Here is a 20,667-nt window from a genome sequence, read left to right as displayed (position 1 = left end):
CGTGGCGACACTCTTTATCGCAGACCTTCATCTGCAAACAGAAGAACCGGCGATCACCGCCGGTTTTCTGCGTTTTTTGGCAGGCACAGCACGTCAGGCAGACGCGCTCTATATTTTGGGCGACCTGTTTGAGGCATGGATTGGCGACGATGATCCCACGCCCCTGCACCGCGAGATCGCCGCCACCATTAAGGCGCTGGTCGACAGTGGCGTTCCCTGCTACTTCATCCACGGCAATCGCGACTTCCTGCTCGGCAAACGCTTTGCGCGCGAAAGCGGCATGCAGCTTCTGCCGGAAGAGAAAGTGCTCGATCTCTATGGTCGCAAAGTGCTGATTATGCACGGCGACACGCTCTGCACCGATGATGCAGGCTACCAGGCGTTTCGCGCCAAAGTTCATAAGCCCTGGCTACAGACGCTGTTTCTCGCCCTGCCGCTGTTTGTTCGCCAGCGCATCGCCGCCAGAATGCGCGCAGGCAGCAAGGCCGCCAATAGCAGCAAATCGCTGGCCATTATGGATGTCAATCCGCAGGCGGTGGTTGCCGCGATGGAAAGACAGCAGGTGCAGTGCCTGATCCACGGCCACACCCACCGCCCGGACGTTCACGAACTTATCGCAAACGGCGAACCCGCCATACGCGTGGTCCTCGGCGCCTGGCACACCAAGGGTTCCATGGTGAAAGTCACCGCCAGCGACGTCGAGTTAATCCCTTTTCCGTTCTGAGAAGGCGTAATCCTGCTCCTGCGCCTGCCACAATCGGGAATAAAGCTGCTGGGCAACCAGCAGTTGTTCGTGCGTTCCCTGCTCGACGATACGCCCCCCATTAAGCACCAGAATCTGCGAAGCAAACTCCACCGTTCGCAGGCGATGGGCAATCATCACCACCGTTTTCCCTCGCGCCAGACGGGTTAAGGCCAGCTGCACCTGGGCCTGCGAGAGCGGGTCAAGCAGCGCCGTCGCTTCATCCAGAATGATGATCGCCGGGTCTTTGAGCATCATGCGGGCGATAGACAACCGCTGGCGCTCACCGCCGGAAAGCCGCTGCGCCCCTTCGCCTAGTTGGGTGTAGTAACCTTCCGGCAGCAGGCGCACAAACTCATCGCAGCAGGCGTTACCACAGGCCGCCATCACCTGTTCGTCGCTGGCCTCCGGGTTACCGATGCGCACATTGTCCAGCACCGAGCCGTCAAAGAGCTGCACGTCCTGCATCACGTAACCGATACGCTGATACAGCGCCCGCGCGCCGAGTTTATCCAGCACCACGCCGCCCAGCGTTATCTCACCCGCCTGCGGCGACCAGAAGCCGCCCAGCAAATTCAGCAGCGTGCTTTTCCCGCTGCCAGACGGGCCAACCAGCGCCGTCACGCTCCCCTGCGGTACGTAGAAGGTGACGTCATCCACCACCCGGCGTTCCTTGTCGTAGCCAAAGCTGACGTGTGCAAAGCGCAGGGTATTGTCAGAAGGGATGGAACCGTCCCCCTCTTCCGCCTGAGTGGGCTGATGAAGCAGCTCTTCCAGCTTCGTTGCCGACTGGCGCATCACCCGAAGCAGCGTGAACCACATCGCCGCATCCAGCAGAGGGTTGATCACCTTATAGCCCACCAGCACAAACAGCAGCCAGGTTGCCGGGTCCAGCGTTCCCTGCTGCCACAGTAAGGCGGCGGTGATAAACATCACCACCAGCCCGCCCTCGGTCAGCAGACGGAACAGCAACACACCGCCGCCGCCCCACATCTCCATACCCATACTGGCGCGGCGAATATCGCCGAATGTCTCGTCGAGGCGTTTGAGCATCGCGTCCTGTCGGTTAAACAGGCGCAGCGTCTTAATACCGCTGACGAACTCCACCAGCAGCCCGGAAGCGATGGCAAAACGCTGCCCCTGCTCGCGCACGCCGCGTAACAGAAAGTGGGTCATCAGCCAGAGCAGCACAACGCCGGGAATCAATGTGGCAAAGAGCGCCAGGGTGAGCAGCGGATCGACGGCCAGAAGCAGCAGCGCGAACAGCAGCGGCGTCGCCAGCCCCAGCACCACTTCCGGCAAAATGTGAGAGAAGATATCCTCGACCCGCCGCACCTGGTCGGTCAATAACGCCGACGTTGAGCCAATACGATGCTGCTGGAACCAGCCCAGCGGCAGGCGGCGCAGATGGTCCGCCAGCGCCTGACGGTATTTACTCATCAGCGCATAGCTGCCCAAAAAGCAGTCCAGTTGGCCGAAATGGGACAACAGCAACTGGGCCAGCAGACACACGGCCAGCCCGCCCCATAGCCATCCCCAGATTTGCCCGTCCTCGCCGGGCTGTAACTCACGCAGCGCCAGCCAGGCAATGAAAAACGGCAGTACCGCAAACAGCTGCGCCAGCGTGCGCAGCACAATGCCGCGTAAAAACTGACGGCGACCGCTGGCCGAATAGCGCAATAACCCACTAAGCCCCTGCATGTGCGACCTCCTGTTGTTCATCCCGAATATGCCAGTGTTGTAAGTGGAACTGGCTTTGCCACAGCGCGCGATAGAGCGCGTTTTCCTGCAGAAGCTGCGAATGGCTGCCATCGGCAATAAGTTGCCCCTTTTCCATCACCAGGATGCGGTCCGCCTGTTGAATAGCAAAAAGACGATGGGCGATAGCCAGAACAGTCATCTTCGGGCGCAACAAACGCAACGTGCGGTAAAACGCCTCTTCGGTCAGGGCATCGGCAAAGGCCGTGGCTTCGTCCAGAATCAGAATGGGCGTGTTCGCCAGCAGCGCGCGGGCGATGGCAATACGCTGGCGCTCCCCGCCGGATAGGCTGACGCCACGTTCCCCGACCAGGGTTTCCAGCCCCTGCGGCAGGGCGGCGACAAAATCCAGCGCCTGAGCAATCTCCAGCACCTGCCACAGTTGCTCATCTGTCGCGTCAGGGTCAACCAGTCGCAGGTTGTCCGCCAGCGTGCCGCGAAAGATAAAGACCTCCTGGCTCACCATCCCCAACAACGCCGCACGGCGGGCATCGGCCAGGTTTGTCACCCGCACGTCGCCGAGCATAATGTCCCCTCTCCCGGCAGGCAGTAGCCCGGCCAGCAGCCAGGCCAGGGTTGATTTCCCGGAACCGGACGGCCCCACCAGCGCATAGAATCCCCCGGCGGGTAGCGAGAACGACACATCGCGCAGCACGGCCGCCCCTTCATAATCAAAGTGCAGGTCGCGAACGCTCAGTGCCAGCGTCTCCGGCACCGGGTCGGCATCCACCGCGGGCGGCAGCATAAACACGGCAATACGTTCGACGCCGGCGAGCATTTCGCGGATCAGCGAACTCATAAAGGTCACGCGCAGCAGAGGCTGAATTAAGCCGCTGCCGAGTAGCAAGATCAGAATCAACTGGGCCACGGTTAGCGCCCCCTGGCTAACGCGCCAGACGCCGAGCGGCAGCAGAATGAAGATGCTGGCATTGAGCAGCACCATAAACAGCGACCAGCCCGGTACCGCCTGATACGTAAAACGCGCCACCAGCGCCCGATACTGTTCCAGGCTGTCATGCAGCAGACGAAACGAACGGCTGCTCTGGCAAAAGGCTTTCATCACCGGAATGCCGCGCACGTATTCCACAATGGCGCTATTGAGCCGCGATGTCGCCGCGTTCATTTCCGTCACCCGCTGCGCCATTCCGCGCATGGCGACCTTTTGCGCCAGCAGTGCCAGCGGCACCGTCGCCAGCGAGGCCAGCGCCATCCTCCAGTCAATCCAGAAGAGGAATCCGGCGGCCACCAGCGGGCTGACCAGCGCGGCGGTAAAATCCACCGAATGGTGAGCGATAAACCCTTCCATGCGCTCCACATCATTGATGACGATATGGCGCAGGCTACCGGAGGAGTAAGTGGACAGGCGGCTAAACGGCAGACGCGTCAGTCCACGCGCTACCGCGATACGCACATCGTAGAGAATGCGAAACGCCGCTTTGTGGCTACACCAGCCCGCCACGGCCAGCAGCAGATATTTCGCCGCCAGCGCCAGCGCGAGCCAGCCCGCCAGCGACCAAAGCCGCTCGGGGTACTGCACCGCCTGCCAGAGCAGATACCAGGGCACCAGTTCGCTCATCACCGAGAGCGCCGCAAGCCCCATGCCGCTGGCAATCAGCAGGCGCTGCCCGGCAATCATCGACAGCAAACAACGAAACGGAGAAGCCGGATTCATGCGCGGTTGCCCTCACGTTCCTGCGCCAGCCAGGCCTCGGCCTGCTGCTCCGCCTCGTGCGCGCTGGCAACCACTTTGTAGGGATAGGGTGCGGCTTTGGACTGCACAAAGCGCAGCGCTTTGCGCCACAGCGAACGACGCTTTGCCTCGTCCGGCTCGACGCGTATCGCCCCTAGGCACCAGCGCTGCTGCTCCTGGCGGGTCGCTATCGACCACTCCCGCAGCAGACGCAGGAAGCGCGGGGAATCTTTGGGCTGTTCCACGCCGCTAAAAATCAGCACGAACGGCTGGCAACGCTTCAGGATCGCGTTAAGTACGGCGATATGTTCCGCGGCGTCTTCATCGTCTACCCGCTCGGGCATGACGTAGTGCACCAGGGGCCAGTGGGATGAATCAATAACGTTTGGCATCGGCTGTTCCTGTAACTGACTGAAAGTAGGCGCGATGCAGTGGCGTCCCCGGCTAGCCTGTGGCGTGGGTGCGGGTTTTGCGGTAATCCCCCGGCGTCATGCCGTAGTGCTGACGGAAGAAACGGCTCAAATGGCTGGCGTGGCTGAACCCGCTCTGGCTGGCGATATCCTGTAACGTCAGCTCTTCACGCAGCAGCTCTCGCGCATGTTCCAGACGCTGGGTAATGACATAACTCCACAGCGTCACGCCGAACATCGCCGGAAAACCGCGCTTGAGCGCCATCAGACTCAGCCCACACACCTGCGCTATCTCGCCCATTGAACGCACATGGGTCGCCCGCTCCCGCACATAATCCCGCGCGTCAATCAACCGCTTACGATCCCGACTTTGCAGCTCCCGTCCTGGCGACGCCCCTTTGCCCGGTTCGTCCAGCCCGCGCAGCGCTTCCCACAGCGCATTTAGCGCCAGCCCTTCCAGGCGCAGAGTGCCGAGCGCGCTGTCGTCGTGCCATTCGAGCAGCATCAGGCGCAGCACCTCTTGCAGCGGCTCGCTTAACGGGGCGCTGAACACCCTTCCCCCGTCTTCCGCCAGCGGCAGCGCGGCCGCGTAAAGCGTGTTGAGCAGCGCCGGAGCGAAATCGACAATCAGCAGATCGTAAAAATGATTACGCGGGAAAAAATCAAAGCCAGAGCAAGGCTGCGCCGAACAGGAAATCAGCAGCCGGTTAGCACCATAATGCTGAATTTTCTGCTCATTAAGTTGGAAAGTACCGGCCCCTTCGCGCATCAGCACCAGCGAGAAATGCGCCGGAAACTGCCCGCGAACCACTTTGTCGTCACCGAGCGTCGCACAGATGGACGTGAGCCGAATCCGCGGCGTCAGCGTTCTGCATCGCATGCCCGGCATTGTACGTTGATTCATCACAGATCCTTTCGTCACAACAATGATAATGATTATTATTCAAACAAATGATGCAATAGCAATCCTTATCGTGCAACCCTCTGATGAAACGGCAAAGATAGACTCCCCCTCACGTCTAATAAGAGGGATACCATGATGAAAGCCGTAGTCATTCACCCGCTGGTTCTTGCCACATTGCTGGCTAATGGCAGTGCGTTTGCCGACGATAGCAGTAAATCCAGTGAGGAAACGCTATTCGTTTCCGCCAAGCAGTCGCCGAAATCTGTCTCGGCACAAAACGTCTCATCCACCCGCGTGAGCGGTAGCGAACTCGCCGATGCCAACGTCACCCGCACCGATCAACTGGGTGATGTGCTGCCAGGACTGAACATTACTCACAGCGGCAGTCTGCTGTTTCCCTCTATTTCGCTTCGCGGCATCTCTTCGGCTCAGGACTTCTTTAATCCGGCGGCCAGCATTTACGTGGACGGCGTGCCTCAGCTTTCTACCTTCTCATCGCAGTTGTTCAACGGTGATATTGAGAGCGTAGAGATGCTGCGCGGGCCGCAGGGCACGCTTTATGGCAAAAGCGCCCAGGGCGGGGTGATTAACATCATTACCCGTAAACCGGATGGTGAAACCCGTGCCTCCCTTGAAGGCGGTTACGGCACCAGAGACAGCTACCACGGCAGGCTGAGCGCTTCCGGTGCTCTGGTGGAAGATATGCTCTATGCCAGCGCCTCGGTTCAGCGCCAGGTCGAGAATGGCCCCTTCACCAACCCGGCTACCGGCAGTGATGATTTAGGCGGCACAAAGGCCAACAACGGTAACCTCAATCTGCGTTTTGCCCCTTCGGTCAGCCCGTGGGAAGCCAGCGTGATGCTCAGTTCCGAATGCACCAAAGCCAGCCAGGATACCTATCTCGACGGCAGCAATGTGAAAGGCCGTGAGCTGCTGGTGTCAGACGGCGGCAAAGACCCGAAAATCAACCGCTGCACCCGCAGCCAGACGCTGGCATCGCAGTACACGACCGACGCATGGCTGATAAGCCTCACCGCCGGATGGCAGCAACAGCATTACGAGCGCGACTTCCCCTACAGCGCCTATGCGGTACACATGCCGCAGGACTGGAACATGAACGTGCAGGAACTGCGCGCCGCGACGCGGGGTGACGACAACCCGGTGGATGCGGTGTTCGGTCTTTATCGCCAGGATACGCGCGGCACCTATAACCAGCGGATGCAGTACGCCGGGATGACCCTTTCCGATACGCAGGCGTGGAACGATGCCGAAACCCAGGCGGCCTACAGCGATCTAACCTGGCACGTAACCGACAAATTCGATCTCGGCGGCGGCGTGCGTTTCTCCCACGACAAAGCGAAAACCCGCTATCAGTACAGCTACCTGCCGCAGACTTTCAGCGATGAAACCAGCGATAACCAGTGGCTGGGTCAGCTGTCTGCCGGGTATCAGTTCACATCGGAACTGCGCGTCTGGACACGCGCGGCGCAGGGCTATAAACCAGCGGGTTACAGCATCGCACCGGCGGCGGGCACGGCGGAATCCTACGACGCTGAAAAATCGATGAACTACGAGCTGGGCGCACGCTATGACAATGGCAATGTGGCCGTACAGGGCACCGTCTACCACACCCGGACCAAAGATGTGCAGCTCTACAGCGGCGTGACCGGCATGCAGTCGCTCACCAACGCTGGCAAAGCCAAAGCGACGGGCGTTGAACTGGATGCAAGCTGGACATTTACCCCCGGCTGGCGTGCGGAGATCAACGGCGGTTACGTGAACTCAACCTTTGACGGCGAAGACAGCCCGTACCCGGACAAACACCTGCCGTTTGTGCCGCTGTATAACGCGGGCGCGAGCATTAACGGCACCATTGATACCCCGATCGGCGCGCTGATGCCGCGCGTGGCGATCAATGTGGTCGGCAAGCACTACTTCGACGGCGACAATGCGGTGGAACAAGGCACCTATGCCACCACCAATCTGCGCCTCGGCTGGCAGGCAACGCGCAACGTGCAGATTGCCACCTGGGTGGATAACCTCTTCGATAAGCGTTATTTCACCTACGGCATGGTGGCGGGACCTGGGCAAAACTGGGTGCAGATTAACCAGGGGCTGACCGCTGGCGTGGATGTGAAAATCGATTTCTTCTGATGAATTAACCCCTAAGCGGCATAGCACATTTCGCGATGCCGCTGTCTCTCTTTCTTCCACAGCCCTTTCCAGTATTCATCGCCACGCAACCGTTTTCCTTGCCGGTTTTCCATGCTATTCTTTGTGCCCTCAAAAGCTGTCCGTAGTCACACCCACAGGAGTTTTCTTAACGCATGTCTTCTGCTAACCAGCCGGCGCGTATCGCCATTGTCATGGGATCGAAAAGCGATTGGGCGACCATGCAGTTCGCCACCGAAATCCTCGATATCCTGAATGTCCCGCAGCATGTTGAAGTCGTCTCCGCACACCGCACTCCCGATAAACTGTTCAGCTTCGCCGAAAGCGCGGAAGAGAACGGTTTTCAGGTGATTATTGCGGGCGCAGGCGGAGCGGCACATCTGCCGGGCATGATTGCCGCGAAAACGCTGGTGCCGGTGCTGGGTGTGCCGGTGCAAAGCGCTGCCTTAAGTGGCGTGGACAGCCTCTACTCGATCGTCCAGATGCCGCGCGGTATTCCGGTCGGCACGCTGGCGATTGGCAAAGCTGGCGCGGCGAACGCTGCGCTGCTGGCAGCACAGATCCTTGCCCAGCACGATACGGAACTGCACGCGCGTCTGACAGAATTCCGCCGTGTGCAGACCGATGAAGTGCTGGAGAACCCGGACCCGCGGGGTGCGGCATGAAGCAGGTTTGCATCTTAGGTAACGGTCAGCTTGGACGCATGCTGCGCCAGGCGGGCGAGCGACTGAGCATTGCCGTGTGGCCGGTCGGGCTGGATGCCGATCCGGAAGCCGTGCCGTTTGCCCAGAGCGTGATTTCTGCGGAGATTGAACGCTGGCCGGAAACGGCGCTGACGCGTGAACTGGCGCGTCACCCGGCGTTCGTTAACCGCGACGTGTTCCCGATCATTGCTGATCGCCTGACGCAAAAGCAGCTCTTCGACAGGCTCGGCCTTGCCACAGCACCGTGGCAGTTGCTGGCAGACAAGAGCGAATGGCCTTCCGTGTTCAATACACTGGGCGAGCTGGCGATTGTGAAACGCCGCGTGGGTGGTTACGACGGTCGCGGCCAGTGGCGTCTGCGTGCAGGTGAAACGGATCAGTTGCCGGATGACTGTTACGGCGAGTGTATCGTCGAGCAGGGGATTAACTTCTCCGGTGAAGTGTCGCTGGTGGGCGCGCGCGGACACGATGGCAAGGCCGTCTTCTATCCGCTGACCCATAACCTGCATCAGGACGGTATTCTGCGCACCAGCGTGGTCTTCCCGAAACCGGATTCAGAGCAGCAGAAGCAGGCAGAAAGCATGCTGACCGCCATCATGAATGAGCTGAATTATGTTGGCGTGATGGCGATGGAGTGCTTCGTAACGCCGGCTGGTTTGCTAATCAACGAACTGGCCCCCCGCGTGCACAACAGCGGGCACTGGACGCAAAACGGTGCGTCTATCAGCCAGTTTGAGCTGCACCTGCGTGCGGTGGTGGATCTGCCGCTGCCTCAGCCGGTGGTCAACAGCCCGTCGGTAATGATTAACCTGATTGGCAGCGATTTGAATTACGACTGGCTGAAACTGCCGCTGGTGCACCTGCACTGGTACGACAAAGAGGTGCGTCCGGGTCGTAAAGTGGGTCACCTGAACCTGAACGATGACGACAATGGTCGCCTGAGTGCCACGCTGGAAGCACTGGTGCCCCTGCTGCCACCGGAATACGCCAGTGGGATTGCCTGGGCGCAGGCGAAGCTCGCCTGATCGGCCCCCCCCCTCACCCCAGCCCTCTCCCTCAGGGAGAGAGTGAAAACAAGCCCGGATAAGGCGCTTACGCCGCATCCGGGACAATATCAGTGCCTGTCGCGTTTATCCGCACGCGCAGCCAGCCAGTCGCCCAGCATTTGCACCACCTGCACCAGCACAATCAACGCGATAACCGTTACCACCATCACCTGGGTTTCGTAGCGGTAGTAGCCGTAGCGGATTGCCAGGTCACCGACCCCGCCACCGCCGACAATCCCCGCCATTGCCGAATAACCAATCAGGCTCACCAGCGTAATCGTCAAACCACGCAGCAGGCCCGCGCTGGCTTCCGGCAGCAACACCGTGCAGATAATACGCATCGGGCTGGCACCAAAGGCTTCGGCGGCTTCGATAATACCTTTGTCCACTTCACGCAGCGCGCCGTCCACCAGACGGGCGTAAAAGGCAATCGCCGCCACGGACAGCGGCACCGATGCGGCAATCGGGCCGATGGTGTTGCCGAGTAAAAACTGGGTTAACGGCAGCAGGAGCACCAGCAAAATCACGAACGGCACCGAGCGAATGATGTTCACCAGCACCGAGCTGAACAAATAGACCACACGGTTTTGCCAGAACAGATTGCGATCCGTCACGAAGATCAAAAAGCCCAACGGCAGACCACCGATAATCGCTAGCACCGTTGAGATGCTCAACATCTGGAAGGTTTCGCCAAAGGCAAGGCTCAAATCGGCCAGTAAATCATCCACGGATCACCTCCACCTGAGCGGTACGGTTACGAATAAACTCTACCGCCTGTTCCACCACCGCCGGATCTTCTGCGGTCAGTTGTACCACCAGAATGCCTAGCGCACGCTCGCCGATGTACTCGATTTTGCCGTGCAGAATGTTCACCGCCACGCCAAAGTTAATGGCCGCGTCGGACAGGACCGGCTGCTCGGCAGAATCGCCAATAAACAGGATCTTCAACAACTGCCCCGGCAGGTGCTCGCGCAATCTGTCCGGCAGGGTCAGATTGAGGGTGCGGGAAACCAACTGCTGGGTAAACGCATGCTGCGGATGGGCAAAAATATCAAACACATCGCCACTTTCCACCACCTTGCCAGCGGACATCACCGCCACGCGATCGCAGATGGATTTGATCACATTCATCTCGTGGGTGATCAATACGATCGTGATCCCCAGTTGAGTGTTGATCTGCTTGAGCAGCTCCAGAATGGTGGCCGAGGTTTCCAGATCCAGTGCCGAGGTGGGTTCGTCACACAACAACACGTCCGGGTGGTTGGCGATAGCGCGGGCGATACCGACGCGCTGCTTCTGTCCACCGCTCAACTGTACCGGGTAGCGATTCGCTTTGTCTCCAAGGCCTACCAGCTCAAGAATTTCCGCGACCCGTGGGGCAATTTTCTCACGCTCCCACCCTGCCGCTTTCAGGCTGAAGGCGACGTTTTGCGCCACGGTGCGGGTGTGCATCAGGTTGAAGTGCTGGAAGATCATGCCGATGCGCTGGCGAGCTTTGCGCAGCGTCAGGCCTTCCATTTGCGAAATCGCCACGCCGTTTACTTTCACGCAGCCTTCGCTCGGGCGCGTCAACGCGTTTAACGTGCGTAGCAGCGTACTTTTCCCGGCACCGCTGGTGCCGACGATGCCGAAGATTTCCCCGGCGGCGATGTGCAGGCTGACGTTATCCACGGCCCGGGTCGGCGTCGCTCCCCGTGTGGCGGGAAAGTCTACGCAGACCTTATCTATCTCAATCATGTGTCCCTCAAACGGCAAAAGGCAGGCCTCTGCCTGCCTGTTAACTCAGTACCCGCGCTTACTTCTTGTCCGCAGCGATCATCCAGTCTGGTTTCTGGAAGGCGCTATACACATTTTTCGGGGAGTCAATCACCGCACGGTAAGCCGGGGATTTCACCACCTCAACAATATCTTTCGCAAACGGCTTGTCGGCATCTTCAGTGCGCACCGCGATGATGTTTTTCAGGTTCTCATCCAGATGCTCTTGCCTGATAGCCGTGTTGAGATCCAGCCCTGCGGCAATCGCGAAGTTGCCGTTAACCAGTGCCGCGGTAGCGCTATCCAGCGTACGTGGCAGCTGTGCGGCTTCCAGCGGTTTAAACACCAGCCCTTTCGGGTTGCTGGCGATGTCACGTTCTGAGGCTTTGGTTGGATCGATATTCTCTTTGATGGTGATGAGATCCAGTGACGCCAGGAAACGCAGGCCGCGTGCCAGGTTGGTCGGATCATTAGACAGCGTCACGATGTCGCCTTTTTTCAGCTCATCGAGACTTTTGATTTTGTGGGAGTAGAAGCCCATACCCGCCGTCGGCACGCTGATCAACCTGGTCAGTTTCAGCCCTTTGTCGGCGGTGAATTTATCGAAATAGAGCGAGTGCTGGAACAGGTTGGCGTCGATGCTGCCGTTAGACAGCGCCATGTTGGGCTGCACGTAGTCGCTGAACTCGCGCACCACGACCTTATAGCCTTTCTCTTTCAGTGATGGCTCAATGGCCTGTTTCACCATGTCACCGTACGGCCCCGGCGCTACGCCGAAGACGATAGTGTGCGGATCGCTGTTAGCCAGTGCGGAGCTTAAACCGCAGGCCAGAAGGAGTGCCCCAAAGGTGGCACGGAAACCGAGACGACGTCCCATACATTCTCCCTAACGAAGTGTGTCTGCTGTGTGTGGCGCGCCGTACCAGGCGGCACGCTCCATATTCATTTCATGAATAAGATGGCACAAACCCGGCGCAGCGGTAATTGAAAAAAATTCATGTTGCTGTGAACTATGTCACTGAATGATGAGGATATTTGGCGAGGTAACGCGATGAAGCATAAAGAAAAGCAAAAACACCCGCCTCTCTTTATGCTTTTTTTAGATTAACAAAGTCAGATCTTTGCTAAGACTGAACTTATCAAGCACAAATTCCGGGTCAGTTGGCGTTATCAGCGCAGGCAGTTTGAACACGGACAGCGCGGAGGAACCGGAGCGTACACGTAGTACGTGAGGTTACGAGCACTGCCCAGGTTCAAACAGGCAAGTGAGATAGCCAAATGCCCGGAATTTTAGAAATCGTAGCGCAGACGCACTAAGTTCATATCGCCCAGATTGTCGGTGCTGGAGGTAAACACGTGTTCGTAATCCACGCGGAAACCGTAATCCAGCTGGAAGCTGATACCCACACCGTTGTCGATACGCTGGTAGTTGCGGCCGTTCATGGTTTCAAGACGATCGCCCATCACGTAAGGCTGGACGGATTTCAGCGCAAACTGGCCAACAGGGATTTTATAGCCTGCGAAGTACTCAATACCCCATGCATCACCCGCAAAATAGTTGTCCACAGACACTTTTTTGGTGGTCACAAAGTTCTGATACCAGCCGCCGCCTGCGGAGAAGGTCCAGTTATCCGGCGTCCAGCTCAGTGCCGTACCCAGAATGTTCTGGTCGTAGGTTTTGCTGTCGCTGTTGCCCGGGTTACGCATCTCGGCACGGGTATAGTTCCACGCCGTACCCCATGTCAGGGTGTTGGTCAGATGGTAATCCACACCCAGCGAGCCGCCGCCTTTACGTTTGTAACGCAGACCATTGCCCGGCAGATATTCGTTATCATCGAACAGGTAAGAGGCATAAATATCGGCATCACCGAAGGTATTCTTATATTTCAGCATATTGCGTGAACGATAAGAACCGTCGTAGTCGCCGTTGATACCGTTGCCCGGCGCCTGAGCGACCATGTCGTAATCCCAGATATCGGTTTTCGCACCCACAACATCATAGTAAATGCTGTTTTGCTGACCGTAGGTTAATGTCCCCCAGGTTTTGCTTTTCAGCCCGGTGTAGAGCATACGGCGCGTGGTATCGTGGGCACCTTCCGCATAGTGGTTATCCCAGTCAAACACCGCCGGAATATTGACACCCAATTCGTAATAGTTAATCCAGCTAATGTCATCAAACAGGTAGTAATCGGTCGCGAAGCGGAAACGGGTACCGCCATCAAAACCGTTACGTTTATAAGACCCTTTATCACCATCACCCGTCATCATGTTGAACTGCGGACGAATACTCCCGCCGACGGTGAAATTCAGGCGGCTTAACGGATCGCCAGCCTGTGGATCTTGTTTCAGCAATGTGATCTCAGCCTGAGTTGCAAATGAGGTCATCGCCAGTGCCGCGCCGATCGTAATCGCCAGCGCTTTTATTTTATGTGCCATGCTTTTTCCTTGGTTAATACGCAGACAAATAGTTGCCCGCTGAATATTAACGCCGTTCAAGCACGTCATGTTGTCGAGTTTTTGGTAGATTGTGCGCTATAAAATCATATAGTTAGCATTTTGTGCACTTAAAAAATTACACGTCGATTGTTTAACCGACGTGTAATCACATTGACATACTCTTACTGGTTGAACTGGCGGAATAGCGCTTTGCCTTTCAGTAAACGCGTTCCCAACCAGCCACCGCATGCCGACAACAACACGGCACCGCACAGCGGCAACGTGACCCACAATCGCCAGTCTGGCTCCCAGGGGAAGTCGAACACCTTCGTTTGCAGCACCGCCAGCGCCGTTTCCGCACCGATTGCCGCCACCAGCCCGGAGACAAACCCAAGCAGCGCAAATTCACACCACAGCGTGGTGCGCAATAAGCGTTTCCCGGCCCCCAGCGTGCGATACACCACCAGTTCCTGATGACGCTGGCGCATCCCTACCTGTACCTGAGCCAGCAATAACAGCACGCCGCAGACCGTCACCAGCACGACCATCACTTCCAGCGCCCGGCTTACCTGCTCCAGCACCTGACCGACCTGTTTTAAGATCGCGCCAATATCCAGCAGGCTGATGGTGGGAAACTCGCGGTTAAGCTGCGTCAACATGCCGTTGCCATTCTGCCAGCGGAAACTGGTCAGCCAGCTCTGCGGCTGCCCGTCCAGCGCTCCCTGCGGGAAGATAAAGAAGAAGTTGGGGCGCAAGCTTTCCCAGTCCACTTTGCGCAGGCTGGTCACTTTAGCAGTGAAATCCTGGGTATCCCCCATAAAGGTAACGCTGTCGCCGAGCTTAAGCTTGAGGCGTTTTGCCAGCTCTTCTTCTATTGAGACCTCCCCGGTTTTCGGCGGCCAGGTCCCTGCGGTCACCGGGTTATGTTTCGCCTCCGCTCCCTGCCAGGTCAGATTCAGCTCGCGATTCAGCGCTTCATCCGCATTCCCCTCCGTGGCATGCCCGTTAATTTGTGTCAGGCGAGCGCGCACGATAGGCCAGAACGCCTGCGGAATCACATGGTGCTCGGAGAGAAACGCTTTCACTGGCACGACCTGCTCCGGGGCAATATTAATGAGGAAATAGTTCGGGCTTTCCGGCGGAAGCTGTTGCTGCCAGCGGTCAAGCAGATCGCCACGCAGCACCAGCAGCATCGCCAGTAGCATGAACGACAGCGAGAATGCCGACAGCTGGCTGAGCGTTGACCATGGCTGGCGCAACAGACGATTTACCGCCAGACGCAGCGGCAGCGCATTGAAGGCGAGTTTTTTCATCACCCGCAGCAGCAGCCAACCCACCACGCCGCACAGCAGCGCCAGTACGACCGCTCCCGCCAGTACCGACCACAGCAGCATGCTGGCCCCCATCAGCCAGGCCAGCAGCAGTACGCTTACGACAGAGATAGTGGGAATATAAAATTTCAGCGGCCAGACATCCGCCACAGCATCACGGCGCAGAACGCGCAAAGGCTGCGTCGCCAGCAGCAAGCGATAAGGTCGTAGCCCCACCAGCAGCGAAATCACCAGCATGGAGCCAATCGACCAGAGCCACGGCCAGCCGCTGGCGGCAGGCAATGCCACCGGCAGCACTGGCTTGAGCAAGATCAGCAGGATTTTTTCAAACAGCAGCCCCATCGCCCCGCCTGTGACAGCCGCCAATGCCAGCACCATCAGCCACTGACCGACGATCAATTTGCGCAGTTGTGCCCTACCCGCCCCCAGCGTTTTGAGGATTGCCACCAGGTCATAGCGGCTGCGGCAATAGTGCCCCATCGCCACGGCGACCGCCGCGACCGCCAGCAGCAGCGTTAATAATGCAGACAACAGTAAGAATTGCTGGGAGCGCTGCAATGACTTACCGAGCGCGCCTTCATCCTGCTCAAGACCATACCAACGGTGCTCCGGTTTAAGCTGCGGCAGTAACCATTTTTCGTAGGCGTCCAACTGCGCAGGCGTCCCGGCAAATTTCACCCGCCAGGTGACGCGGCTTCCCGGCTGTACCGCGCCGGTTTTCGCCACATCCGCCGTGTTCATTAACAAACGTGGGGCCATTTCGAACGGGTTAAAGCCGGAATCCGGCTCCTGTACCACCTCCCCGGCGATGCGTAACGTGGCATCGCCCACATCAATAGAATCCCCGGTTTTCAGGTTTAACAGCGCCATCAACCGTGGGGCCAATAGCACCGTGCCGGCCTGCGGTTTGGCCTGGGGCGGCGTGGTTTGCAGGTCGCCGTAGAGCGGATAACGATCATCCACCGCTTTGACGTTTGCCAGCTGTGGCGTATCGCCCGCGAAGGTCATGGTGGCAAACGAGATTTGCTCGCTGACCTTAAGCCCTTCTTTTTTGGCCTCATCCAGCCAGGCCTGCGGGATGTCACGGGAGCTGCGCAGCGCCCTGTCGCCAGCCATAAACTCACGGCTCTGCTGGCTTAACCCTTTTTCCATCCGATCGCTGATATTGCCAAGCGCCAGCACGCAGGCGACCGCCAGGCTTAGCGCCAGCCAGACAATCAGCAGCGAAGGAGAGCGCCATTCGCGCCAGAACCAGCGGGCGATCATGCTTCCTCCCGCAGTTCGCCGTTCACCAGACGCAAACGTCTGTCGCAACGCGCCGCAAGCTGAGGATCGTGGGTGACCAGAATCAGGGTGGTGCCATATTGCTGGTTCATCGAAAAGAGCAAATCGGCAATCTTATCGCCGGTCTGCCTGTCGAGGTTGCCGGTGGGTTCGTCGGCAAACAGCAGCGCCGGGCGGCCGTTAAAGGCGCGGGCCAACGCCACACGCTGCTGCTCACCGCCGGAAAGCTGTGCAGGAAGATGGTCGAGGCGTTTTCCCAGCCCCAGCTCTTCCAGCAGCCCTTTGGCGCTGGTGCGGCTCTGGGCGCTGTTTTCGCCACGTAGTAGCGCCGGAAGCTCGACGTTTTCCAGCGCATTGAGAGTGGGGATCAGCATAAAGGATTGAAAAACAAAGCCGACATGATCGGCGCGCAGCTTCGCCCGCGCCTCTTCATCCATCGCGTGCAGCGGCTGGCCCAGCAGGTTTACTTCGCCGCTGCTGCCATCGTCGAGCCCGGCAAGGATCGCCAGCAATGTCGACTTACCCGAACCAGATTCACCAATCAGGGCGATGGTCTGCGCCCGTTTGACAACAAGCTCAACTCCGGTGAGGATGGAAAGTTCATGCTCCCCCTGACCGACGGACTTCTTAAGATGATGAACTTCAACAATGTTTTCCGCTGGCATTTGGCCTTCCTGTTTCTGCTTCTGTTTAGCCTGCGCGCCGCCGCAGCGGACACGTTACTGGTTCTGGGAGACAGCCTGAGCGCGGGCTATCGCATGGCTGCCAATACCGCCTGGCCTGCACTGCTCAACGATAAATGGCAGCAAAAGCCGCCGGTCGTCAACGCCAGCATTAGCGGTGATACCTCGCAACAGGGGCTGGCACGATTACCCGCGCTGCTCAAGGAGCATCAGCCTCGTTGGGTGCTGGTGGAGCTGGGAGGTAACGATGGTCTGCGCGGGTTTGCGCCGCAACAAACAGAACAAACACTGCGCACCATTTTGCAGGCGGTGAAAGCCGCGAACGCCGAACCCTTATTGATGCAAATACGGCTGCCCGCCAACTATGGACGCCGTTATACTGAGTCATTCAGCGCCATCTATCCGAAGCTCGCCAAAGAGTTTGATATTCCTATGTTGCCGTTTTTTATGGAAGAGGTCTATCTCAAACCCCAGTGGATGCAGGATGACGGGATTCACCCGAACCGTGACGCTCAGCCTTTTATTGCCGACTGGATGGCAACCCGGTTGGCTCCATTAGTTAATCACGACTCCTGATTTATCAGGGACGCTTTCAGGTAAAGTTATGCAAAAAACGGTCTTAATAACAGGATGTTCCAGCGGTATTGGTCTGGAAAGCGCCCATGAACTCAAGCGCCAGGGCTTTCGCGTGCTGGCGGCCTGCCGTAAAAGCGAGGATGTCGTGCGCATGAATCAGGCGGGATTCACCGGCGTGCTGCTGGATCTCGACTCCCCCGAAAGCGTAGAGCGCGCCGCGGACGAGGTGGTTGCCCTGACGGAAAACCGTCTGTACGGCATTTTTAATAATGCGGGCTTTGGCCTGTATGGTCCGTTGTCCACCATCAGCCGCGAGCAGATGGAACAGCAGTTTTCCGCCAACTTTTTCGGCGCACACCAGCTCACCATGCGCCTGCTGCCTGCAATGATCCCGCACGGCGAAGGTCGCATTGTGATGACGTCATCGGTAATGGGGCTGATTTCGACCCCAGGCCGTGGTGCTTACGCGGCCAGCAAATACGCGCTGGAAGCCTGGTCCGATGCGCTGCGTATGGAGCTGCGCCACAGCGGTATTAAGGTCAGCCTGATTGAGCCCGGTCCTATCCGCACTCGCTTTACGGAGAACGTCAACCAGACCCAGAGCGACAAGCCGGTGGAAAATCCCGGTATCGCCGCACGTTTTACTCTCGGCCCGGAGGCGGTGGTCGCCAAAGTGCGCCATGCTTTTGAAAGTCCGAAACCCAAACTGCGCTATCCGGTCACGGTCGTCACTTATGTGGTAAGCCTGTTAAAACGCGTGTTGCCGGCACGGGCAATGGATAAAATTTTACACGGGTGAGTTGAAGGCACGGCGCCTGTCCCCATGTATCAGTAAACACTTAAACAGAGAATGACCCATGTCTGTACAGAACATCGTCAACATTAACGAAGCAAACCTACACCCGACGCTTGAACAGTCAGTGACCACGCCTGTGCTGTTCTATTTCTGGTCCGAGCGTAGCCAGCACTGCCAGCAACTGACCCCGGTGCTGGAAAACCTGGCGGCGCAGTATAACGGGCAGTTTATTCTGGCGAAGGTGGACTGCGATGCTGAGCAGATGCTTGCGTCACAGTTTGGTTTACGCGCCATTCCGACGGTCTACCTGTTCCAGAACGGCCAGCCGGTCGACGGTTTCCAGGGGCCGCAGCCAGAAGAGGCGATTCGCGCCCTGCTGGATAAAGTCCTGCCGCGCGAAGAAGAGTTAAAAGCGCAGCAGGCGATGCAGCTAATTGAAGAAGGCAAACATGCCGACGCGCTGCCGCTGCTGAAAGAAGCCTGGCAGTTATCGCAGCAGAACAGCGAAATCGGTCTGTTGCTGGCGGAGACGCAAATTGCGCTCAACCGTTCTGACGATGCCGAAGCGGTGCTGAAAACCATTCCGTTGCAGGATCAGGACACCCGCTATCAGGGCCTGGTGGCACAAATCGAGCTGCTGAAAAAAGCCGCTGACACCCCGGAGATTCAGTATCTGCAAGAGCAGGTTGCGAAGAACCCGGCAGATGCGCAACTGGCAACACAACTGGCGTTGCAACTGCACCAGGTTGGCCGTAATGAAGAGGCGCTGGAGCTGCTGTTCAGTCATCTGCGTAAAGATTTAGGCGCAGCGGACGGTGAGGCGCGCAAAATGCTGCAGGAAATTCTTGCCGCTTTAGGTACCGGTGATGCGTTGGCCTCGAAGTATCGTCGTCAGCTCTACTCTCTGCTCTATTAATCCCGCCCGCTAAATTTGGGGGTCGCGCTGTTAAGATCCCCAAATTTGGTTAGAATGACATCAAATTAAACAGGAGGTTTATTTGATGCTCATCGTCATCCCCGTTCTTATCTTAGTCGCGCTGGTTATTGTCGGCGCGGGTGTCAAAATCGTTCCGCAAGGTTATCAATGGACGGTAGAACGCTTTGGTCGTTATACCCGTTCGCTCCAGCCGGGTCTGAGCCTTGTGGTGCCGTTTATGGACCGCATTGGTCGCAAGATCAATATGATGGAGCAGGTTCTCGATATCCCTTCTCAGGAAATCATCTCCAAAGATAACGCCAACGTCACCATCGATGCGGTGTGCTTTATCCAGGTTATCGATGCACCGAAAGCCGCCTATGAGGTGAGCAATCTGGAGTTGGCGATCATTAACCTCACCATGACCAACATCCGTACGGTCCTCGGCTCGATGGAGCTCGACGAAATGCTCTCCCAGCGCGACAGCATCAATACTCGCCTGCTGCATATCGTGGATGAAGCGACCAACCCGTGGGGCATCAAAGTCACCCGTATCGAAATTCGCGATGTTCGCCCACCCGCCGAGCTGGTCTCATCGATGAACGCCCAGATGAAAGCCGAACGAACCAAGCGTGCTTACATCCTGGAAGCGGAAGGGATTCGCCAGGCGGAAATCGTCAAAGCGGAAGGTGAAAAGCAGGCAAAAATCCTGAAAGCGGAAGGTGAACGGCAGTCGGCGTTCCTTGAAGCAGAGGCGCGTGAGCGTTCGGCGGAAGCCGAAGCGCGCGCCACCAAAATGGTCTCCGAGGCGATTGCCGCCGGGGATATTCAGGCGATTAACTACTTTGTGGCGCAAAAATACACCGAAGCGCTACAGCAGATTGGTTCGGCCAACAACAGCAAAGTGGTGATGATGCCGCTGGATGCCAGCAGCCTGATGGGCTCGATTGCCGGGATCGCCGAACTGGTAAAAGACAGCAGCAGTGACCGGAAAAAACCATGATCGCCGTGCTCTTTGAACATGCGTACATCTTCTGGCTAAGTCTTGGCGGCCTGCTTTTAGCCGCCGAGATGCTCGGCGGCAACGGCTATTTGCTGTGGAGCGGCGTGGCGGGGGTGATCACCGGCCTGCTGGTCTGGGTGATTCCCTTCGGCTGGGAGTTACAGGGAGTTACCTTCGCGGTCCTCACCCTTGTTGCCGCCTGGCTGTGGTGGCTGTGGCTCGCCAAACGGGTGCGCGAGCAGAAACCGGCAGACGCGGCGCTCAATCAGCGCGGACAGCAGTTGGTTGGTCGTCGTTTCACCCTGGATGATGCGCTGGTCAACGGCCGCGGGCATGTGCGGGTGGGAGACAGCTCCTGGCCGGTAAGCGCTGAATCTGATTTACCGGCTGGCACCAAAGTGGAAGTGACCGCCGTCGAAGGCATTACGCTGCACATCAAAACCGTGGGCTAATAACCCTCA

Annotated in this window: 19 protein-coding genes; 9 read left to right on the top strand and 10 right to left on the bottom strand. The window is 58.0% G+C overall.

Annotation, left to right across the window (positions count from 1 at the left end):
- Position 1 precedes the first annotated feature (1 nt).
- Positions 2-724, top strand: a complete 723-nt coding sequence (gene lpxH / locus ACSZPU_RS01675; protein ID WP_498994823.1) for a UDP-2,3-diacylglucosamine diphosphatase — start codon at positions 2-4, stop codon at positions 722-724.
- On the opposite strand, the gene ACSZPU_RS01670 is transcribed toward lpxH, so the two are convergent.
- From ACSZPU_RS01670 to ACSZPU_RS01655, 4 genes are read right to left on the bottom strand one after another with little or no spacing between them, the layout of a single operon-like run.
- Positions 704-2,443 (bottom strand): ABC transporter ATP-binding protein, encoded by a 1,740-nt coding sequence (locus ACSZPU_RS01670; protein WP_498994821.1) that lies wholly within the window; start codon positions 2,441-2,443, stop codon positions 704-706. The genes lpxH and ACSZPU_RS01670 overlap by 21 nt on opposite strands.
- Positions 2,430-4,172 (bottom strand): ABC transporter ATP-binding protein, encoded by a 1,743-nt coding sequence (locus ACSZPU_RS01665; protein ID WP_498994819.1) that lies wholly within the window; start codon positions 4,170-4,172, stop codon positions 2,430-2,432. Before ACSZPU_RS01665 ends, ACSZPU_RS01670 begins: the two co-directional genes overlap by 14 nt.
- Positions 4,169-4,582: a hypothetical protein gene (locus ACSZPU_RS01660; RefSeq protein WP_498994817.1), complete on the bottom strand. Its 414-nt coding sequence runs from the start codon at positions 4,580-4,582 to the stop codon at positions 4,169-4,171. The genes ACSZPU_RS01665 and ACSZPU_RS01660 overlap by 4 nt, the downstream gene beginning before the upstream one ends.
- Before the next feature lie 52 nt (positions 4,583-4,634).
- Entirely contained in the window at positions 4,635-5,504 is an 870-nt protein-coding gene (locus ACSZPU_RS01655) for a helix-turn-helix transcriptional regulator (RefSeq protein ID WP_498994815.1), read from the bottom strand.
- Positions 5,505-5,639: 135 nt separating this feature from the next.
- Here ACSZPU_RS01655 and ACSZPU_RS01650 point away from each other — a divergent pair, with 135 nt between their 5' ends.
- The 3 genes from ACSZPU_RS01650 (at position 5,640) to purK (ending at position 9,405) form a co-directional block, all read left to right on the top strand.
- Entirely contained in the window at positions 5,640-7,658 is a 2,019-nt protein-coding gene (locus ACSZPU_RS01650; RefSeq protein WP_498994841.1) for a TonB-dependent receptor, read from the top strand.
- A gap of 173 nt (positions 7,659-7,831) precedes the next feature.
- Positions 7,832-8,341, top strand: a complete 510-nt coding sequence (gene purE, locus ACSZPU_RS01645) for a 5-(carboxyamino)imidazole ribonucleotide mutase (RefSeq protein ID WP_498994813.1) — start codon at positions 7,832-7,834, stop codon at positions 8,339-8,341.
- Entirely contained in the window at positions 8,338-9,405 is a 1,068-nt protein-coding gene (purK, locus tag ACSZPU_RS01640; protein ID WP_498994811.1) for a 5-(carboxyamino)imidazole ribonucleotide synthase, read from the top strand. Before purE ends, purK begins: the two co-directional genes overlap by 4 nt.
- An 89-nt stretch (positions 9,406-9,494) precedes the next feature.
- Here the strand turns inward: purK and ACSZPU_RS01635 are convergent, their stop codons facing one another.
- From ACSZPU_RS01635 to ybbA, 6 genes are all read right to left on the bottom strand, one after another.
- Positions 9,495-10,154 (bottom strand): methionine ABC transporter permease, encoded by a 660-nt coding sequence (locus tag ACSZPU_RS01635; RefSeq protein WP_498994809.1) that lies wholly within the window; start codon positions 10,152-10,154, stop codon positions 9,495-9,497.
- Complete coding sequence (gene sfbB, locus ACSZPU_RS01630; RefSeq protein ID WP_498994807.1) at positions 10,147-11,163, bottom strand: virulence-associated ABC transporter ATP-binding protein SfbB; 1,017 nt, start codon at positions 11,161-11,163, stop codon at positions 10,147-10,149. The genes ACSZPU_RS01635 and sfbB overlap by 8 nt, the downstream gene beginning before the upstream one ends.
- A 58-nt stretch (positions 11,164-11,221) precedes the next feature.
- Entirely contained in the window at positions 11,222-12,058 is an 837-nt protein-coding gene (locus ACSZPU_RS01625) for a MetQ/NlpA family ABC transporter substrate-binding protein (RefSeq protein ID WP_498994805.1), read from the bottom strand.
- Between the two features lie 413 nt (positions 12,059-12,471).
- Positions 12,472-13,617 carry a porin gene (locus ACSZPU_RS01620; protein WP_498994803.1) on the bottom strand — a complete coding sequence of 382 codons (1,146 nt, stop codon included), beginning with the start codon at positions 13,615-13,617 and terminating at the stop codon, positions 12,472-12,474.
- Positions 13,618-13,799: 182 nt separating this feature from the next.
- Positions 13,800-16,214, bottom strand: coding sequence for a putative ABC transporter permease subunit YbbP (gene ybbP, locus ACSZPU_RS01615; RefSeq protein WP_498994801.1), 2,415 nt, complete (start codon positions 16,212-16,214; stop codon positions 13,800-13,802).
- Entirely contained in the window at positions 16,211-16,897 is a 687-nt protein-coding gene (gene ybbA / locus ACSZPU_RS01610) for a putative ABC transporter ATP-binding protein YbbA (protein WP_498994799.1), read from the bottom strand. Before ybbA ends, ybbP begins: the two co-directional genes overlap by 4 nt.
- On the opposite strand from ybbA, the gene tesA reads away from it, so the two are divergent.
- The 5 genes from tesA to ACSZPU_RS01585 all read left to right on the top strand — a co-directional run bounded on the left by tesA (position 16,865) and on the right by ACSZPU_RS01585 (position 20,658).
- On the top strand, positions 16,865-17,491 hold the full coding sequence (gene tesA / locus ACSZPU_RS01605; RefSeq protein ID WP_498994797.1) for a multifunctional acyl-CoA thioesterase I/protease I/lysophospholipase L1: 627 nt from the start codon (positions 16,865-16,867) through the stop codon (positions 17,489-17,491). The genes ybbA and tesA overlap by 33 nt on opposite strands.
- 28 nt (positions 17,492-17,519) lie before the next feature.
- Positions 17,520-18,290: an SDR family oxidoreductase gene (locus ACSZPU_RS01600; protein WP_498994795.1), complete on the top strand. Its 771-nt coding sequence runs from the start codon at positions 17,520-17,522 to the stop codon at positions 18,288-18,290.
- 58 nt (positions 18,291-18,348) lie between these two features.
- Complete coding sequence (locus tag ACSZPU_RS01595) at positions 18,349-19,203, top strand: co-chaperone YbbN (RefSeq protein WP_498994793.1); 855 nt, start codon at positions 18,349-18,351, stop codon at positions 19,201-19,203.
- 85 nt (positions 19,204-19,288) lie between these two features.
- Positions 19,289-20,206 (top strand): SPFH domain-containing protein, encoded by a 918-nt coding sequence (locus ACSZPU_RS01590; protein WP_498994791.1) that lies wholly within the window; start codon positions 19,289-19,291, stop codon positions 20,204-20,206.
- A complete protein-coding gene (locus ACSZPU_RS01585; protein WP_498994789.1) occupies positions 20,203-20,658 on the top strand; it encodes an NfeD family protein in 456 nt (151 codons plus the stop codon). The genes ACSZPU_RS01590 and ACSZPU_RS01585 overlap by 4 nt, the downstream gene beginning before the upstream one ends.
- The last annotated feature ends 9 nt before the right edge of the window (positions 20,659-20,667 follow it).

This window comes from Phytobacter sp. V69 (genome assembly GCF_965644215.1).
GTDB lineage: Bacteria > Pseudomonadota > Gammaproteobacteria > Enterobacterales > Enterobacteriaceae > Phytobacter.
The sequence above is the reverse complement of the archived record's forward strand: the minus strand, read 5'-3'. Positions and strand labels throughout refer to the sequence as shown.

Bases quoted from the DNA above. Each gene is read 5' to 3' on its own strand.
- ACSZPU_RS01595 (WP_498994793.1), top strand. From the start codon at position 18,349: ATGTCTGTACAGAACATCGTCAACATTAACGAAGCAAACCTACACCCG.
- ACSZPU_RS01590 (WP_498994791.1), top strand. From the start codon at position 19,289: ATGCTCATCGTCATCCCCGTTCTTATCTTAGTCGCGCTGGTTATTGTC.
- ACSZPU_RS01620 (WP_498994803.1), bottom strand. From the start codon at position 13,617: ATGGCACATAAAATAAAAGCGCTGGCGATTACGATCGGCGCGGCACTG.
- ACSZPU_RS01650 (WP_498994841.1), top strand. From the start codon at position 5,640: ATGAAAGCCGTAGTCATTCACCCGCTGGTTCTTGCCACATTGCTGGCT.
- ACSZPU_RS01625 (WP_498994805.1), bottom strand. From the start codon at position 12,058: ATGGGACGTCGTCTCGGTTTCCGTGCCACCTTTGGGGCACTCCTTCTG.
- purE (WP_498994813.1), top strand. From the start codon at position 7,832: ATGTCTTCTGCTAACCAGCCGGCGCGTATCGCCATTGTCATGGGATCG.
- ACSZPU_RS01655 (WP_498994815.1), bottom strand. From the start codon at position 5,504: ATGAATCAACGTACAATGCCGGGCATGCGATGCAGAACGCTGACGCCG.
- ybbP (WP_498994801.1), bottom strand. From the start codon at position 16,214: ATGATCGCCCGCTGGTTCTGGCGCGAATGGCGCTCTCCTTCGCTGCTG.
- ybbA (WP_498994799.1), bottom strand. From the start codon at position 16,897: ATGCCAGCGGAAAACATTGTTGAAGTTCATCATCTTAAGAAGTCCGTC.
- tesA (WP_498994797.1), top strand. From the start codon at position 16,865: ATGATGAACTTCAACAATGTTTTCCGCTGGCATTTGGCCTTCCTGTTT.
- ACSZPU_RS01660 (WP_498994817.1), bottom strand. From the start codon at position 4,582: ATGCCAAACGTTATTGATTCATCCCACTGGCCCCTGGTGCACTACGTC.
- ACSZPU_RS01665 (WP_498994819.1), bottom strand. From the start codon at position 4,172: ATGAATCCGGCTTCTCCGTTTCGTTGTTTGCTGTCGATGATTGCCGGG.
- purK (WP_498994811.1), top strand. From the start codon at position 8,338: ATGAAGCAGGTTTGCATCTTAGGTAACGGTCAGCTTGGACGCATGCTG.
- ACSZPU_RS01585 (WP_498994789.1), top strand. From the start codon at position 20,203: ATGATCGCCGTGCTCTTTGAACATGCGTACATCTTCTGGCTAAGTCTT.
- sfbB (WP_498994807.1), bottom strand. From the start codon at position 11,163: ATGATTGAGATAGATAAGGTCTGCGTAGACTTTCCCGCCACACGGGGA.
- ACSZPU_RS01600 (WP_498994795.1), top strand. From the start codon at position 17,520: ATGCAAAAAACGGTCTTAATAACAGGATGTTCCAGCGGTATTGGTCTG.
- ACSZPU_RS01670 (WP_498994821.1), bottom strand. From the start codon at position 2,443: ATGCAGGGGCTTAGTGGGTTATTGCGCTATTCGGCCAGCGGTCGCCGT.